A 12,823-nucleotide genomic window follows, 5' to 3' on the forward strand; every position below is an offset into this window, starting at 1 on the left:
ATACACTTGAATGTATCTAACATAGCAACTTCGGTGATATGGTTGGAATAAAGTCACAAAGAAGCTGGGAAAATCCTAGCTTTTTTACTAGACAAGTTAAGTATTCCATAATTCCTTCTAAGTAATTGTTAACACGAAACAATATATGTTATAACATATATGCGTAAATCGTGTACAGATAATAAGTATTATTTGATGACAGTGAAAAAAGGTTTTCGAAATTATGGTATAATAATTCTAATACCTTTGTGATAGAAAGAGGGGATAGAATGATGAGTAAGATAAAAATTGTAACAGATTCGTCGGTGACTATTGAACCACAATTATTAAAAGCATTAGATATTACTGTTGTTCCACTATCTGTCATGATTGACGGAGTTATTTATTCAGATAATGATCTCAAGGAAGAGGGGCAATTTTTAGCATTGATGCAGGCAGGAAAGTCTTTACCAAAGACCAGCCAACCACCAGTTGGTTTATTTGCCGAAGTTTATCAGGATTTAATGGCTAAAGGTGCAGAGACGATTCTCTCCATTCATATTAGTCATTCTTTATCTGGGACAGTAGAGGCTGCTAGACAAGGTGCTCTTCTATCTGGAGCTAATGTTCACGTTGTTGATTCAGGCTTTACAGATCAAGCTATGGGATTTCAGGTACTTGAAGCTGCTAAATTAGCTCAAGATGGGCAGTCTCTTGACCATATTTTAGATACCTTGTTGCTCATTAAAGAAAAAACAGAACTTTATTTAGGCGTTTCAACGCTGGAAAATTTGATTAAAGGAGGACGTATAGGTCGTGTCTCTGGTTTATTAAGTAGCTTATTAAATATCAAGGTTATCATGCAGATGACAGATGCCAAACTACATCCTATTGTGAAAGGCCGTGGTCAAAAAACGTTTACCAAGTGGTTGGATAGTTTTAAAGAGCATTTAGAAGCATCTAATGTCAGAGATGTTGCTATTTCTTATTCAGGAGATTCAGCGTATGCCAACGAATTAAGGGAACACTTACAAGCTTTTGTTAATGTTTCCATCACAGTTCTTGAGACAGGTTCAATTATTCAAACACATATTGGTGAAGGTGCCTTTGCGGTAATGGTGCGCTATGCTTAAGTCAGTTTTAAAAAGTCTTGTTTTTTTCACGTTTTGTTTCATCATCTTTTTTGCTGTGTTCATGGTTTTGATACCAAAGTCAGATAGCTTATTGACCAAAAAAGATTTTCTTAAAAATGAGCCAAAGGCTTTCTCATATGTTGCACTTGGTGACTCATTAACAGAAGGTATTGGTGATACGACTAATCAAGGGGGGTATATTCCTCTCTTATCTCAACAGTTAACCCAAGAGTATGGCTATCAAGTTACTAGTCAAAATTTTGGTGTTGGAGGCAATACTAGTAATCAAATTTTAAAACGGATGTCAAACGATAAAAATATCAAAAAAGCTCTAGCTAAAGCTGATTTGTTAACAATAACTGTTGGTGGCAATGATGTGATGGCAGTGATCAGAAAGAATTTAAGCGATTTGAATTTAGCTGCTTTTTCAAAGGCTTCTTTGTCTTACCAAGAGCGTCTTAGAAAGATTATTGAGAAAGCTAGAACTGATAATCCTAATTTACCTATTTACATTGTTGGTATCTATAATCCGTTTTATCTGAATTTTCCAGAATTAACTGATATGCAACTAGTTATTGACAATTGGAATAAGTCAACAGAAGCGATTACAAAGGAGTATGAGCGTGTCTATTTTGTTCCAATAAATGATTTACTTTACAAGGGGATAGATGGTGAAGAAGGCATTGTACAAACCGTAGGAGAGCAGACGACGGTTGTCAATAATGCCCTATTCTCAGAAGATCATTTCCACCCTAATAATATTGGTTATCAAATAATGAGTAATGCAGTAATGGAGGTCATTCGTGAAACAAAGAAACAATGGTAAGAAAAGTCTTTGGAAGTGGTTGTTCTTACTTCTTTTAGCCATAAATATGGCATTTGTAGCAGTTTTAGCGAGTCGTCTGATTGAGGTCAGAGAGCCTGAGACAGAGCAAATTAAGGCACCCGATAAAAAAGCGATAAAAATAGGTAGTTTTGTCACTAACAAAGCGTTATTAAATGAAACAGTAGCCACTTATCTAAAGCCTTATCAGTCAAAAGAAATGACTTACAAGCTTTATGCTGCATCTACGACGATTTTGTTTGAAGGAAAATATAATTTACTTGGTTATGATGTACCGCTCTATGTGTATTTCGAACCGTACCGTCTTGAAAATGGCGCAGTACAACTCAAACTGACCTCTTTATCAGCAGGTACCCTACCTTTACCAGAAAAGGATGTTCTTGTTTTTATAAAGAAGAGCTATGACTTACCGAAGATTGTCAAAGTTGTACCAAAGGATAGAAGTATTATCATCAACTTACAAGACCTAACAAATGAAGCTGGCATTTATTTGGAAGCAACCAGTTTGGACTTAATCAACGACAATATCACCTTTGATATCTATAAGAAAAAAGACTTAAAATAAACAAAAAAATGGTCAATTATTGACTTTATAAGATATCATGAGAAATTTGTTATTTATTCGAGGAAAACAGCTGTAAAGTGGTTTAAACACTTGACCAAATAAGAAAAATTAGATATGATATAACATGTTGGAGCTAAGGCTCACAAATTTATTGGAGGAATTGTTACATGGCTAACAAACAAGATTTGATTGCAAAGGTAGCAGAAGCTACTGAATTAACGAAAAAAGATTCATCAGCAGCTGTAGATGCAGTATTTGCTGCAATCACTGATTACCTTTCTAAAGGTGAGAAAGTTCAACTTATCGGCTTTGGTAACTTTGAAGTTCGTGAGCGTGCAGCACGTAAAGGTCGTAACCCACAAACTGGTAAAGAAATCACAATTGCAGCTTCTAACGTTCCAGCATTTAAAGCTGGTAAAGCTCTTAAAGACGCTGTAAAATAATAATCATGTTAAAAGCCCATCATATCAAGCTTTCTAGCTTGTCTGATGGGCTTTTTTCTATGTTTTGGGGCATTTTTGGGGCATAAAATCAATAGTTTTCCATGATTTCAGCCACATTTGCCTTCAGTTTTTTGGTAACATGGGTGTAGATTTGTGTTGTGGTCTTTGCATCCGCATGACCTACTCGGTCCATGATAGCTTTTAATAGGACTCTGTTTTCTGCAAGGCGACACATAAGCAGTCAGGTTTAGGGGCTAGTTTTTCTAGCTGTTCCTTGATTGTTTTAGTGTTAGGTTAAAGAAATTGATTTGCATTAACACACCATTTTTCTCCCCTTATACTTAGTATTATGATTAGAAAAATGCTTGACTTACTTGTAAAATGGGCTATACTATAAAAAGAGCTAGCTTGCTATAAAGAGGCAGTTAGTCACTAAAGAAATAGGATGATTAATCAAGATGGAAGAGTATTTGTATCAGTGTCCCGTCTGCCGTTGGACACCTAAAAATGATGAGGAAAATGGTATCTTTGACCATTGCCCCAAATGTTTACATAGTATCCATGACTATGATCATGAAGGCTATCAATGTGGTGGGCGTATGGTTCCTATCAGCGTTTGGGTACGCGATGACCAACCATCAGAAGTGATTCAGCGCTGTTATTTTTGTGGTGAATTGCAGACAACCCCCCTACAAGATCAGGACAATCCAGTCAAGTTGATGTCGGTGATTGCTGAGCCTTTGGCAGCTCCGCCTTTCCCTCTGGATAAAATGGAAATGATGATGACAATGCTAGGTGGTCAAGGAGATATGTCGGGGTACTACAATGAGTAAACGAGAAAAGAAACGTCAGAAATATGAAAAGAATTACTTTAAAAAGCATCCAGCACTAGATCCTTTTGAGTGCAGCTATTGTGGCTTTTGGGTGACACCTGAAGGTGCAGGGACAAATCACCGTAATCATTGTCCCAACTGTTTATCAAGTAAGCACCTTGATGAAACACCTGGTGATCGCGCAGCAACTTGTGGAGGTCGTATGGAGGCTATAGGTGTTTGGGTACGAAATAACGGCGATTGGGCGATTATTCACCGCTGTGTGCAATGTGGCAAATTAGGCTCTAATGTCACAGGTGGGGACGATAGTCCTATGAAACTCATGGCTTTAGCGATGAAACCCTTAAGTGATCCTAATATATTGCAACAAGGGCGCTTGAGCAAGATGATTACTAGCATGGAGCATATTAATAAATTATAATTAGAGTTAGAGTGTGGTATGATAAGATACCACACTTTTTAACCATTCACGGTTAAAAATCAGCCATTTAGGGTAATGGCTTTTGTTCAGTTTTGCATGTGCTTTACTAGAGATAGACTTGAGAGAAATGAGAGGAGTTATGTCTATGGAAGTGATTCTAAAAAAATACTTTGTAGGTTTTGATGTGTTTAACATGGAAGAATGGTTGAATGAACAGGGGCAAAAGGGACTAAGGTTAAGTCGCCTTGCCAATAACAAATATGTCTTTGAACAGACAGAAAATGTCTATTACTACCGCATAGCTTATGTTAACCCCACATTGTCTTACGCAGAGCAACAAGCTTTTATCCATCGTCTGCTAGGTCAAGACTTGATTTATATCACAAGACAGTATAACTGGGCTTATTATTACCGTACCGAACCTATTATCAGCGAACGTAGTCAAGAAGAAAAAGCAGCTTTACTTAAAGCGATGAAACAAGGCTATCGCCAAATGCTAGTGCCAATGCTACTTCCTCTGGTATCCATTTTGTCATCATTGAATAGTTTAAATGACCGAAAGGTTTCATTGCGGGTGTTCTGGTTCTTACTATTGATAACTAGTATCTTTGTGGTTTACTCTTCTTTTCAAAATCCTTTTAAACTCTATAAACGGTATAAGGAGCTTAAATCAGATTTAACGTAATCCTTCTGATAAAAGAGCAGTCATTGCATATCCAATAGAACTACCCCTTAGGGACGAGGTGATAACATCAGTCATGATGTTGCCCCTCGCCCCTTTTTGATGACCATTATCATCATCTTTTTGAAAAAAATCGTATGTTTTTTGACAATGATACTTGTCAAAAATAAAAAGAAGTGTTACAATATAATCAATCATAAGAAAACGTATACAAAGGGAAGGTGATTGAAGAATTATTATCATAATAGAAATCGTTAATCGCTAATAAGGAGGAGTATATGGCATTTTGGGCTGTAATGGGGTTCGTACTTGCAATAATAGCAATGTCGGAAATAACACGTTTAAAGAAGCATGTAAAAAAACTAGAAAATGGAAGTAGAGGTGAAGAACAAATGTCACAACTTATAAAAGAATTAGTCGGTCAACAATGTATTATAGATGAAGGTATCTTCAGCACAACAGAAACTTATGATGTTTTAGCAGCTGATGATGAATGGCTAAAAATCCGAAAAACCACTGAAAAAGGCAAGGTGGAGACACGCCTTGTTCGTATTGAGAACATCAAGGAAATCAGACCAGTTTAATTTCTAGTATTTGAAAAAGGAGTAAAATCATGTCAAATAAAAAACAACTTGTCATCACAGGACGCCATGTTGCACGTGCTGTTAGTTATCTTGCTATTGCTGTTAGTATCGGTCTCTTGGTTTTGAATTTGGTCAATCATAGACCACTAGTAGATAAGAGTAGTATGCTAGTGATGCTATTAGCTCTTTCTTCCGTTTGTTTAACCAGTAGATGTCGAAAATAGCTTTGGCTGAAAAAGCAATCATTTAGGGAGGAGTATATGGTTTACATTGTCAAAAATCGTCTGAAAGAATTACGGGCTAGAGATAGTCTCAATCAGATGGAACTCGCTAAACTAGCAGAAGTATCTAGGCAAACCATTAGTTTGATTGAGCGTGGTGAGTATCTGCCATCGATTTTAATCGCGTTAAAGATTGCCCGTATTTTTAAAGAACCTGTGGAACAGGTCTTTCGCTTAGAGGAAGGAGAAGGCGTATGAGATTTGTTAACAAAAATGATTCGACCGCAGTTAGGCTGATTAAGTTATTTGGTTCTGGAGCTATTGTTGGAGCCGTCATTGGTGGTTTATTAGGTGCTACGATGGGTTATTTGGATATTGACCGGATTACTCTTGATATCCAGTCATTTGCTTTAGAGGAAAAATTAGAGCTTGTTTTTCTAGGGTTGACGATACTAACCTTTGTGATGACTGTTTACTTCATGTACCATGTGAGGCGTCTGTATAAGAGCTATCAAATCTCTAATGATGATGAGACAAGTGATGGGTTGTATCGTCGTATAGGAAAGTATCATTCCTATGCCTTGATATTATCAGGTTTAGGACTTGTATTTGCCATGTCATCCTTGGTATTTGGGTTTAAAGTGGTAGGAGAAACTGACTTTTTTGAGATGACTTTTTCAATTTTTCCTCTTCTCGCCATTTTTGTTGGTACTGGTTTACAGATTGACATTATGAAGTGGCATAATAAGATCAAAGGTGCCAAGACGCCTCTAGTTCCAACCTTTAAAGAACTCAAGAATAATGCCTTAGAACTTGATGAAGCTGAATTACAAGCTAATTACAAGATATCTTATGATATTGTTTTAAACTTAACCAATATCGTTTTACCTTCTATCTATCTTTTTCTTATGTTCTGGTCATTCATTACAGGAGAAGCTGATGTGTTAGCCTTGCTCATCACAACAATCATCTATTCCTATATCATGCTAATGCAATTTAAGATGGTCAAAGATTTCTACAAATAATCTCAGCAAATAGCTAAAACCCCACTTGGTGATATCAAGCGGGGTTTTCTGTAGGATTAGTTCAGTCCGATGAGGTAATCATCATCTTGCATAGCTTCAACAGTACCTAGGAGATAACCGTTCCCGACTTGTGAGAAGAAGTCGTGGTTACTTGTTCCTGTTGAGATACCGTTCATGACGATTGGGTTAACGTCGTTGGCAGTATCTGGGAAGAGTGGGTCTTGCCCAAGGTTCATGAGTGCCTTATTAGCGTTGTAACGCAAGAAGGTCATGACCTCATCTGTCCAACCAACAGCATCATAAAGGTCTCTGGTGTATTTTTCTTCATTTTCATAGAGGTTAAAGAGCAGGTCATACATCCAATCACGGAGTTTGTCTTGCTCTTTGTCATCCAATTCGTTGAAACCGAGTTGGAATTTGTAGCCGATATAAGTGCCATGAACAGACTCGTCACGGATAATCAATTTGATGATTTCAGCAACGTTTGGCAGTTTGTTATTTCCAAGATAATACAGTGGCGTGAAAAAACCAGAGTAGAACAGGAAGGTTTCTAGGAAGACTGAAGCAACTTTCTTTTCAAGTGGCGTACCATTTTTATAGATTTCATTGACAATCTTTGCCTTATTTTGAAGGTAGGGATTGCTATTTGTCCAAGCAAAAATCTCTTCAATCTCTGATTTAGTGTTTAGCGTTGAGAAGATAGATGAATACGATTTGGCATGAACAGATTCCATGAATTCGATATTGTTTAGCACAGCTTCTTCGTGAGGGGTGCGGACATCTTTCTTTAATTGAGACATACCGCTTTCAGATTGGACAGTGTCGAGTAGGGTTAGACCCCCAAAGACTTTCCCCACCAGGTCTTTCTCGATAGCAGAAAGCTTACGCCAGTCATCAAGGTCGTTTGATAGGGGAATACGTGTATCAAGCCAAAATTGTTCGGTTAACTTTTCCCAAGTTGACTTATCAACGGCATCTTCAATTTCATTCCAGTTAATCGCATTATAATATGTTGTCATGATGATTTCTTTCTATTGTGTTTAATATGTTTCTTATTGTACCACATTTTCTGATATCCTTGCAGAAAAAGAGAGTAGAAAAGATAGGTTGCTTTTCTGACTCTCAAAGTGTTTATCTTAAATCACACAGCTTTCACATTGGTTTGAGCCAACTTCATCACCGTCATCGGTAAAGGTACGGACGTAGTAAATGGATTTGACACCTTTGTTGAAGGCATAGTTACGAAGGATAGAGAGGTCACGAGTGGTTTGCTTGCTTTCTGTTTTCCATTCGTACAAACCTGAAGGAATATCACTACGCATGAAGAGTGTCATTGAGAGCCCTTGGTCAACGTGCTCTGTTGCAGCAGCATAGACATCAATCACCTTACGCATATCCATGTCATAAGCAGAAGTGTAGTAAGGGATGGTATCAGTTGTCAGACCGGCAGCAGGGTAGTAAATCTTACCGATTTTTTTCTCCTGGCGTTCTTCGATACGTTGTGTAATAGGGTGGATAGAAGCCGATACATCGTTGATGTATGAGATAGAGCCATTTGGTGCGACAGCAAGGCGGTTTTGGTGGTAAAGACCGTCTGCCATCACCGCATCACGTAGGGCCTCCCAATCACTAGCTTGTGGAATGAAGTGGTCTTTGAACAATTCTTTGATGCGTTCAGATTTTGGAACGAATTGACCAGTGATGTACTTATCAAAGTAAGTGCCATCTGCGTATTTTGATTTCTCAAAATGGGTGAAGCTTTCACCACGTTCACGGGCGAGATTATTGGACTCAACCAATGTCCAGTAATTCATGAGCATAAAGTAAATATCTGTAAATTCAATGGACTCAGGACTACCGTAGTGCATGTGGTGTTGGGCGAGGTAGGTGTGCAAGCCCATGGCACCAAGCCCGATCGTGTGTGCCTGACTATTACCGTTTTTAATAGTTGGAACGGCATCGATAGATGAGTTGTCAGTGACAAAGGTGAGAGCGCGTGTCATAGCACGGATAGAACGCCCAAAATCAGATGAGGTCATCATATTGACAACGTTAGTTGAACCAAGGTTACATGAAATATCTGTACCCAATTGGAGATACTCTTGTGAATCGTTGATGTGACTAGGTTGTTGAACTTGAAGAATCTCAGAGCAGAGGTTACTCATAACGATACGTCCGTCAATGGCAGAGCTCTTATTAGCTGTATCAATATTGATGATATAAGGATAGCCAGATTCTTGTTGTAGTTTTGAGATTTCAGTTTCCAAATCACGTGCTTTGATTTTTGTCTTGGTGATATTTGGATTAGCTACTAACTCATCGTATTTTTCAGTAATGTTGATGTAGTTATATGGGACACCATATTCTTTCTCAATGCTATATGGGCTAAAGAGATACATGTCATCATTGTTACGAACCAATTCGTAGAATTTATCAGGTACAGTTACTCCAAGCGACAAAGTTTTAACACGGATTTTTTCATCAGCATTTTCTTTTTTCGTTGATAGGAAGTGCATGATATCTGGGTGGAAAACGTCCAAGTAAACCACACCAGCACCTTGTCTTTGACCAAGTTGGTTTGAGTAAGAGAAACTGTCTTCGAATAGTTTCATAACAGGCACGACACCAGAAGCAGCTCCAACAAAGCCCTTGATTGGAGCACCGGCTTCACGCAAGTTACTCAAAGAGATACCAACACCACCACCGATACGTGACAATTGCAAGGCTGAATTGATAGAACGTCCGATAGAATTCATATCATCTGTCATTTGGATAAGGAAACACGATACCAATTCACCACGACGGCTACGACCAGCATTTAAGAAACTTGGTGTTGCAGGTTGGTAACGTTGGTTAATCATTTCCATAGCCATATCTTCAGCTAGTTGCTCATCACCGTCGGCGAAATATAAAGCATTAAACAAGACTCTGTCTTCAATGCTCTCTAAATAATAATCTCCGTCATTAGTTTTTAAGGCATACTGTTGATAGAATTTGTAGGCCGCCATAAATGATTTGAATTTAAAATGGCTATCTGTGAGACGTTGTGATAAGTATTCAATAAATTCAGGTTTGTATTTGCTAATAAAAGCTTTCTCGAGATAGTCATGCTCCAGAAGGTAATTGATTTTATCTGTGATGGTATCAAAAGCCATTGTGTTAGGTTCGACATTTTCTTTAAAGAAAGCATCAAGAGCTTCTTTGTCCTTATGCAAAGGGATTTGACCATTTACAGGACGATTGATTTCGTTGTTGAGGCGAAAATAAGAAACGTCGCCAAGATTTTTAAGAGTCATGTTCTAATATTCCTTTTATATATTCTACATCTTCGGGTGTTCCACTAAATTCAAGGGTATGGAGTAGGGGCACCTTATAGGTATGAGCCAATCGTTTAGCCGTATGGCAAAAATCAGGACCAAAATTACGGTTCCCAGAACCCACAATCCCTCTTAAATTAGAGTGATTGATTGTTAAGAAATCATCTAAGAATTCAATCCCTGCTTCATAAGTAGGACTGATAAAAACAAAGGGTTGGTCAATAGTCGGAAAGTCAGCCTGTCGTTTTACTTCGAGAACTGTATAGGGAGCTAGTTTTTTGGCTAAGCGTCTAGTTTGACCGGTTAAACTAAAAAAGACAACTAACATCAGTTAGATAAGATCTTTGAGTTTTGCAGGTTGAAATCCAGAAAAAACAACATCACCAGCTTCAATCACAGGAGCAGAAGTAAAACCTAGTCCTTTCACATAAGCCACTTTATCTTGCTGTTCATCAATATTGATTTCTTCGAAATCAGCACCATGTTGCTCTAAAAATTTTTTGGTCATTTTACATTGCATGCAGTTATTTTTAGAATAAATTGTAATTTTTGACATTTTCGTTCTCCTAAGAGTATTTCCTTTCTTAAGAAGGATACCATAATAGAATACCCCAGAACATCTAAAAAAGCAAGCTAAAAAACTCATCAAAAACACAAAATATAGAGTTTTTGTTGTTCTGAAACACAATATATAGTGTTAAGTGGTATTTTCAAGACGATGATAGGTCTTTGTTTAGACAGTCTTTATTTTCAAGGATTTCCCTTCTAGTTTCAACTTTTTTTTGTTATTGATTTGAGTGATTTGGTTATTATTTAATTTTCTAACTTAGAAAATTAATATGAATTATATTATGCAAAACAATGATGTGGTGAGCTGCTCCAAGTTTGGTTTGTTAACTATCAGCTTGGAGGCATACATCTATTAGTAATAGTAATTCTTTTTAGCTGGTGGGTTGATTATGAGATTTTTAAAAACAATTTAGTCAGTTGCATCCTCTATATAGTGTTATATCAATTACAGCCATAAAGTTACAAAATAATTTAAAAAATAGTTTAAAAGACTTGCATTCACCAAGTATTTATGATAGACTAGTCTCTGTTGTTATGGAAAGATAGCGAAGAGGCTAAACGCGGCGGACTGTAAATCCGCTCCTTCGGGTTCGGGGGTTCGAATCCCTCTCTTTCCATGTTAATATTGGGGTATAGCCAAGCGGTAAGGCAAGGGACTTTGACTCCCTCATGCGTTGGTTCGAATCCAGCTACCCCAGTCATGGTATCGGGTTTTACCTTATACCGTCAAAGATAAATATTGTTGTTGTCGTTGCGGGTTACCTTGAAAAAATATATTGTTGTCAAAGCTAGCGTTGCTAGCTTTTGTTGGAGGATTTTTTAGAATGAATGAATTTGAAGATTTGCTAAACAGTGTTAGCGATGTGAACCCTGGTGATGTTGTTACTGCTGAAGTATTAACAGTTGACAATGGTCAGGCTAACCTTGTTATCAATGGTACAGGTGTTGAAGGTGTCTTGACACTTCGTGAGTTGACTAACGATCGCGATGCTGATATTAACGATCTTGTTAAAGCTGGTGAAACAGTAGAAGTACTTGTTCTTCGTCAGGTTGTAGGTAAAGATACTGATACAGTAACTTTCCTAGTATCTAAAAAACGCTTGGAAGCTCGCAAAGCATGGGACAAACTTATCGGTCGCGAAGGTGAAGTTGTTTCTGTTAAAGGAACTAAAGCTGTTAAAGGTGGTTTGTCAGTTGAGTTTGAAGGTTTACGTGGATTCATTCCAGCATCTATGCTAGATTCACGTTTTGTACGTAACACTGAAAAATTCGTTGGTCAAGAATTTGATGCTAAAATCAAAGAGGTTGATGCTGCTGAAAATCGTTTCATCTTGTCACGTCGTGAAGTTGTAGAAGAGTCTGCAGCTGAAGCACGTAAAGAAGTTTTCTCAAAAATTTCAGAAGGTTCAGTAGTAACTGGTAAAGTTGCTCGTTTGACAAACTTTGGTGCCTTTATTGATCTTGGTGGTGTTGACGGTCTTGTTCACGTTACTGAATTATCACATGAGCGCAATGTATCACCAAAATCAGTTGTTACTGTTGGTGAAGAGGTAGAAGTTAAAGTTCTTGCTATCGATGAAACTGAAGGACGTGTATCACTTTCTCTTAAAGCAACTACGCCTGGTCCATGGGATGGTGTTGAACAAAAACTTGCTGCAGGTGATGTTATTGAAGGTAAAGTGAAACGCTTGACAGACTTCGGTGCTTTCGTAGAAGTTCTTCCAGGAATTGATGGACTTGTTCACATTTCACAAATTTCACACAAACGTGTTGAAAATCCAAAAGATGTTTTATCTGCTGGCCAAGATGTAACTGTTAAAGTACTTGAAGTGAACTCATCAGATGAGCGTGTATCACTTTCAATTAAAGCACTTGAAGAACGTCCAGCTCAACCAGAAGGTGAAAATAAAGAAGAAAAACGTCAATCACGTCCACGTCGTCAAAAACGTGAAGTGAAGCGTGACTATGAACTTCCAGAAACACAAACTGGCTTCTCAATGGCTGATTTGTTTGGAGATATTGAATTATAATAAATGGAAAGGTTAGGATGTGTCCTAGCCTTTTTCTCATGTTGTATTAATCGGCTCTTTGTCAACTGTAGTGGGTAGATGAAAAGCTAACATCTGGAGAGAATCAGATTGGTTCTCTCCTTTTTGATGTTCAAGGCAATCAAAATCCTTCTTTTAAAGTTGTCAAAGTTTCGGAA

General features: G+C 37.7%; 17 protein-coding genes, 2 tRNA genes and 1 pseudogene. 14 read left to right on the top strand and 6 right to left on the bottom strand.

Translation table 11 applies throughout. The features are described from left to right. The first annotated feature begins 272 nt into the window (after positions 1 to 272). The 4 genes from fakB (at position 273) to hbs (ending at position 2,964) form a co-directional block, all read left to right on the top strand. Positions 273 to 1,112 (top strand): fatty acid kinase binding subunit FakB, encoded by an 840-nt coding sequence (fakB, locus tag ACVRZH_RS03560; protein ID WP_447453952.1) that lies wholly within the window; start codon positions 273 to 275, stop codon positions 1,110 to 1,112. Continuing rightward, positions 1,105 to 1,938, top strand: coding sequence for an SGNH/GDSL hydrolase family protein (locus ACVRZH_RS03565; protein ID WP_447453953.1), 834 nt, complete (start codon positions 1,105 to 1,107; stop codon positions 1,936 to 1,938). Before fakB ends, ACVRZH_RS03565 begins: the two co-directional genes overlap by 8 nt. Beyond that, positions 1,916 to 2,521: a YpmS family protein gene (locus ACVRZH_RS03570; RefSeq protein WP_447453954.1), complete on the top strand. Its 606-nt coding sequence runs from the start codon at positions 1,916 to 1,918 to the stop codon at positions 2,519 to 2,521. Before ACVRZH_RS03565 ends, ACVRZH_RS03570 begins: the two co-directional genes overlap by 23 nt. Positions 2,522 to 2,688: 167 nt before the next feature. Then, entirely contained in the window at positions 2,689 to 2,964 is a 276-nt protein-coding gene (gene hbs, locus ACVRZH_RS03575) for a non-specific DNA-binding protein Hbs (RefSeq protein ID WP_447453955.1), read from the top strand. Between the two features lie 88 nt (positions 2,965 to 3,052). On the opposite strand, the pseudogene ACVRZH_RS03580 reads toward hbs, so the two are convergent. Next, a pseudogene (locus ACVRZH_RS03580) lies at positions 3,053 to 3,293 on the bottom strand (tyrosine-type recombinase/integrase); the annotation flags it as partial. Positions 3,294 to 3,422: 129 nt separating this feature from the next. On the opposite strand from ACVRZH_RS03580, the gene ACVRZH_RS03585 reads away from it, so the two are divergent. The 3 genes from ACVRZH_RS03585 (at position 3,423) to ACVRZH_RS03595 (ending at position 4,903) form a co-directional block, all read left to right on the top strand. Beyond that, a complete protein-coding gene (locus ACVRZH_RS03585) occupies positions 3,423 to 3,797 on the top strand; it encodes an RNHCP domain-containing protein (RefSeq protein WP_447453956.1) in 375 nt (124 codons plus the stop codon). Then, positions 3,790 to 4,218, top strand: coding sequence for an RNHCP domain-containing protein (locus ACVRZH_RS03590; RefSeq protein WP_447453957.1), 429 nt, complete (start codon positions 3,790 to 3,792; stop codon positions 4,216 to 4,218). The genes ACVRZH_RS03585 and ACVRZH_RS03590 overlap by 8 nt, the downstream gene beginning before the upstream one ends. A 145-nt stretch (positions 4,219 to 4,363) precedes the next feature. Beyond that, entirely contained in the window at positions 4,364 to 4,903 is a 540-nt protein-coding gene (locus ACVRZH_RS03595) for a DUF2812 domain-containing protein (RefSeq protein WP_447453958.1), read from the top strand. Here ACVRZH_RS03595 and ACVRZH_RS03600 read toward each other — a convergent pair. Then, positions 4,895 to 5,098, bottom strand: a complete 204-nt coding sequence (locus tag ACVRZH_RS03600; protein WP_447453959.1) for a hypothetical protein — start codon at positions 5,096 to 5,098, stop codon at positions 4,895 to 4,897. The two genes, ACVRZH_RS03595 and ACVRZH_RS03600, sit on opposite strands and share 9 nt — an antisense overlap. Before the next feature lie 80 nt (positions 5,099 to 5,178). On the opposite strand from ACVRZH_RS03600, the gene ACVRZH_RS03605 reads away from it, so the two are divergent. Genes ACVRZH_RS03605 through ACVRZH_RS03620 form a run of 4 tightly spaced genes read left to right on the top strand, consistent with a single transcriptional unit; the run spans position 5,179 to position 6,730 of the window. Then, positions 5,179 to 5,484 (top strand): hypothetical protein, encoded by a 306-nt coding sequence (locus ACVRZH_RS03605; protein ID WP_447453960.1) that lies wholly within the window; start codon positions 5,179 to 5,181, stop codon positions 5,482 to 5,484. 29 nt (positions 5,485 to 5,513) lie between these two features. Beyond that, positions 5,514 to 5,708 carry a hypothetical protein gene (locus ACVRZH_RS03610; RefSeq protein WP_447453961.1) on the top strand — a complete coding sequence of 65 codons (195 nt, stop codon included), beginning with the start codon at positions 5,514 to 5,516 and terminating at the stop codon, positions 5,706 to 5,708. A 36-nt stretch (positions 5,709 to 5,744) separates the two neighbouring features. After that, entirely contained in the window at positions 5,745 to 5,963 is a 219-nt protein-coding gene (locus ACVRZH_RS03615; protein WP_447453962.1) for a helix-turn-helix transcriptional regulator, read from the top strand. Next, entirely contained in the window at positions 5,960 to 6,730 is a 771-nt protein-coding gene (locus ACVRZH_RS03620) for a DUF3169 family protein (RefSeq protein ID WP_447453963.1), read from the top strand. Before ACVRZH_RS03615 ends, ACVRZH_RS03620 begins: the two co-directional genes overlap by 4 nt. A 56-nt stretch (positions 6,731 to 6,786) precedes the next feature. Here the strand turns inward: ACVRZH_RS03620 and nrdF are convergent, their stop codons facing one another. The 4 genes from nrdF to nrdH form a co-directional block, all read right to left on the bottom strand. Continuing rightward, complete coding sequence (gene nrdF / locus ACVRZH_RS03625; protein ID WP_447453964.1) at positions 6,787 to 7,749, bottom strand: class 1b ribonucleoside-diphosphate reductase subunit beta; 963 nt, start codon at positions 7,747 to 7,749, stop codon at positions 6,787 to 6,789. Between the two features lie 117 nt (positions 7,750 to 7,866). After that, positions 7,867 to 10,026, bottom strand: a complete 2,160-nt coding sequence (gene nrdE, locus ACVRZH_RS03630) for a class 1b ribonucleoside-diphosphate reductase subunit alpha (RefSeq protein ID WP_447453965.1) — start codon at positions 10,024 to 10,026, stop codon at positions 7,867 to 7,869. After that, positions 10,016 to 10,375 carry a class Ib ribonucleoside-diphosphate reductase assembly flavoprotein NrdI gene (gene nrdI, locus ACVRZH_RS03635; RefSeq protein ID WP_447453966.1) on the bottom strand — a complete coding sequence of 120 codons (360 nt, stop codon included), beginning with the start codon at positions 10,373 to 10,375 and terminating at the stop codon, positions 10,016 to 10,018. Before nrdI ends, nrdE begins: the two co-directional genes overlap by 11 nt. A gap of 3 nt (positions 10,376 to 10,378) precedes the next feature. Then, complete coding sequence (gene nrdH, locus ACVRZH_RS03640) at positions 10,379 to 10,603, bottom strand: glutaredoxin-like protein NrdH (RefSeq protein WP_447453967.1); 225 nt, start codon at positions 10,601 to 10,603, stop codon at positions 10,379 to 10,381. 550 nt (positions 10,604 to 11,153) lie between these two features. On the opposite strand from nrdH, the gene ACVRZH_RS03645 reads away from it, so the two are divergent. From ACVRZH_RS03645 to rpsA, 3 genes are all read left to right on the top strand, one after another. Continuing rightward, positions 11,154 to 11,234: transfer RNA gene (locus tag ACVRZH_RS03645), tRNA-Tyr, on the top strand. Positions 11,235 to 11,243: 9 nt separating this feature from the next. Beyond that, positions 11,244 to 11,315: transfer RNA gene (locus ACVRZH_RS03650), tRNA-Gln, on the top strand. A gap of 126 nt (positions 11,316 to 11,441) precedes the next feature. Continuing rightward, positions 11,442 to 12,647 (top strand): 30S ribosomal protein S1, encoded by a 1,206-nt coding sequence (rpsA, locus tag ACVRZH_RS03655; RefSeq protein WP_447453968.1) that lies wholly within the window; start codon positions 11,442 to 11,444, stop codon positions 12,645 to 12,647. The last annotated feature ends 176 nt before the right edge of the window (positions 12,648 to 12,823 follow it).

The sequence above is a fragment of the Streptococcus fryi genome (genome assembly GCF_053206505.1).

Coding starts and splice junctions, on each gene's coding strand:
- fakB (WP_447453952.1), top strand. CDS start 273: ATGAGTAAGATAAAAATTGTAACAGATTCGTCGGTGACTATTGAACCA.
- ACVRZH_RS03565 (WP_447453953.1), top strand. CDS start 1,105: ATGCTTAAGTCAGTTTTAAAAAGTCTTGTTTTTTTCACGTTTTGTTTC.
- hbs (WP_447453955.1), top strand. CDS start 2,689: ATGGCTAACAAACAAGATTTGATTGCAAAGGTAGCAGAAGCTACTGAA.
- ACVRZH_RS03585 (WP_447453956.1), top strand. CDS start 3,423: ATGGAAGAGTATTTGTATCAGTGTCCCGTCTGCCGTTGGACACCTAAA.
- ACVRZH_RS03590 (WP_447453957.1), top strand. CDS start 3,790: ATGAGTAAACGAGAAAAGAAACGTCAGAAATATGAAAAGAATTACTTT.
- ACVRZH_RS03595 (WP_447453958.1), top strand. CDS start 4,364: ATGGAAGTGATTCTAAAAAAATACTTTGTAGGTTTTGATGTGTTTAAC.
- ACVRZH_RS03600 (WP_447453959.1), bottom strand. CDS start 5,098: ATGATTGATTATATTGTAACACTTCTTTTTATTTTTGACAAGTATCAT.
- ACVRZH_RS03605 (WP_447453960.1), top strand. CDS start 5,179: ATGGCATTTTGGGCTGTAATGGGGTTCGTACTTGCAATAATAGCAATG.
- ACVRZH_RS03610 (WP_447453961.1), top strand. CDS start 5,514: ATGTCAAATAAAAAACAACTTGTCATCACAGGACGCCATGTTGCACGT.
- ACVRZH_RS03615 (WP_447453962.1), top strand. CDS start 5,745: ATGGTTTACATTGTCAAAAATCGTCTGAAAGAATTACGGGCTAGAGAT.
- ACVRZH_RS03620 (WP_447453963.1), top strand. CDS start 5,960: ATGAGATTTGTTAACAAAAATGATTCGACCGCAGTTAGGCTGATTAAG.
- nrdF (WP_447453964.1), bottom strand. CDS start 7,749: ATGACAACATATTATAATGCGATTAACTGGAATGAAATTGAAGATGCC.
- nrdE (WP_447453965.1), bottom strand. CDS start 10,026: ATGACTCTTAAAAATCTTGGCGACGTTTCTTATTTTCGCCTCAACAAC.
- nrdI (WP_447453966.1), bottom strand. CDS start 10,375: ATGTTAGTTGTCTTTTTTAGTTTAACCGGTCAAACTAGACGCTTAGCC.
- nrdH (WP_447453967.1), bottom strand. CDS start 10,603: ATGTCAAAAATTACAATTTATTCTAAAAATAACTGCATGCAATGTAAA.
- rpsA (WP_447453968.1), top strand. CDS start 11,442: ATGAATGAATTTGAAGATTTGCTAAACAGTGTTAGCGATGTGAACCCT.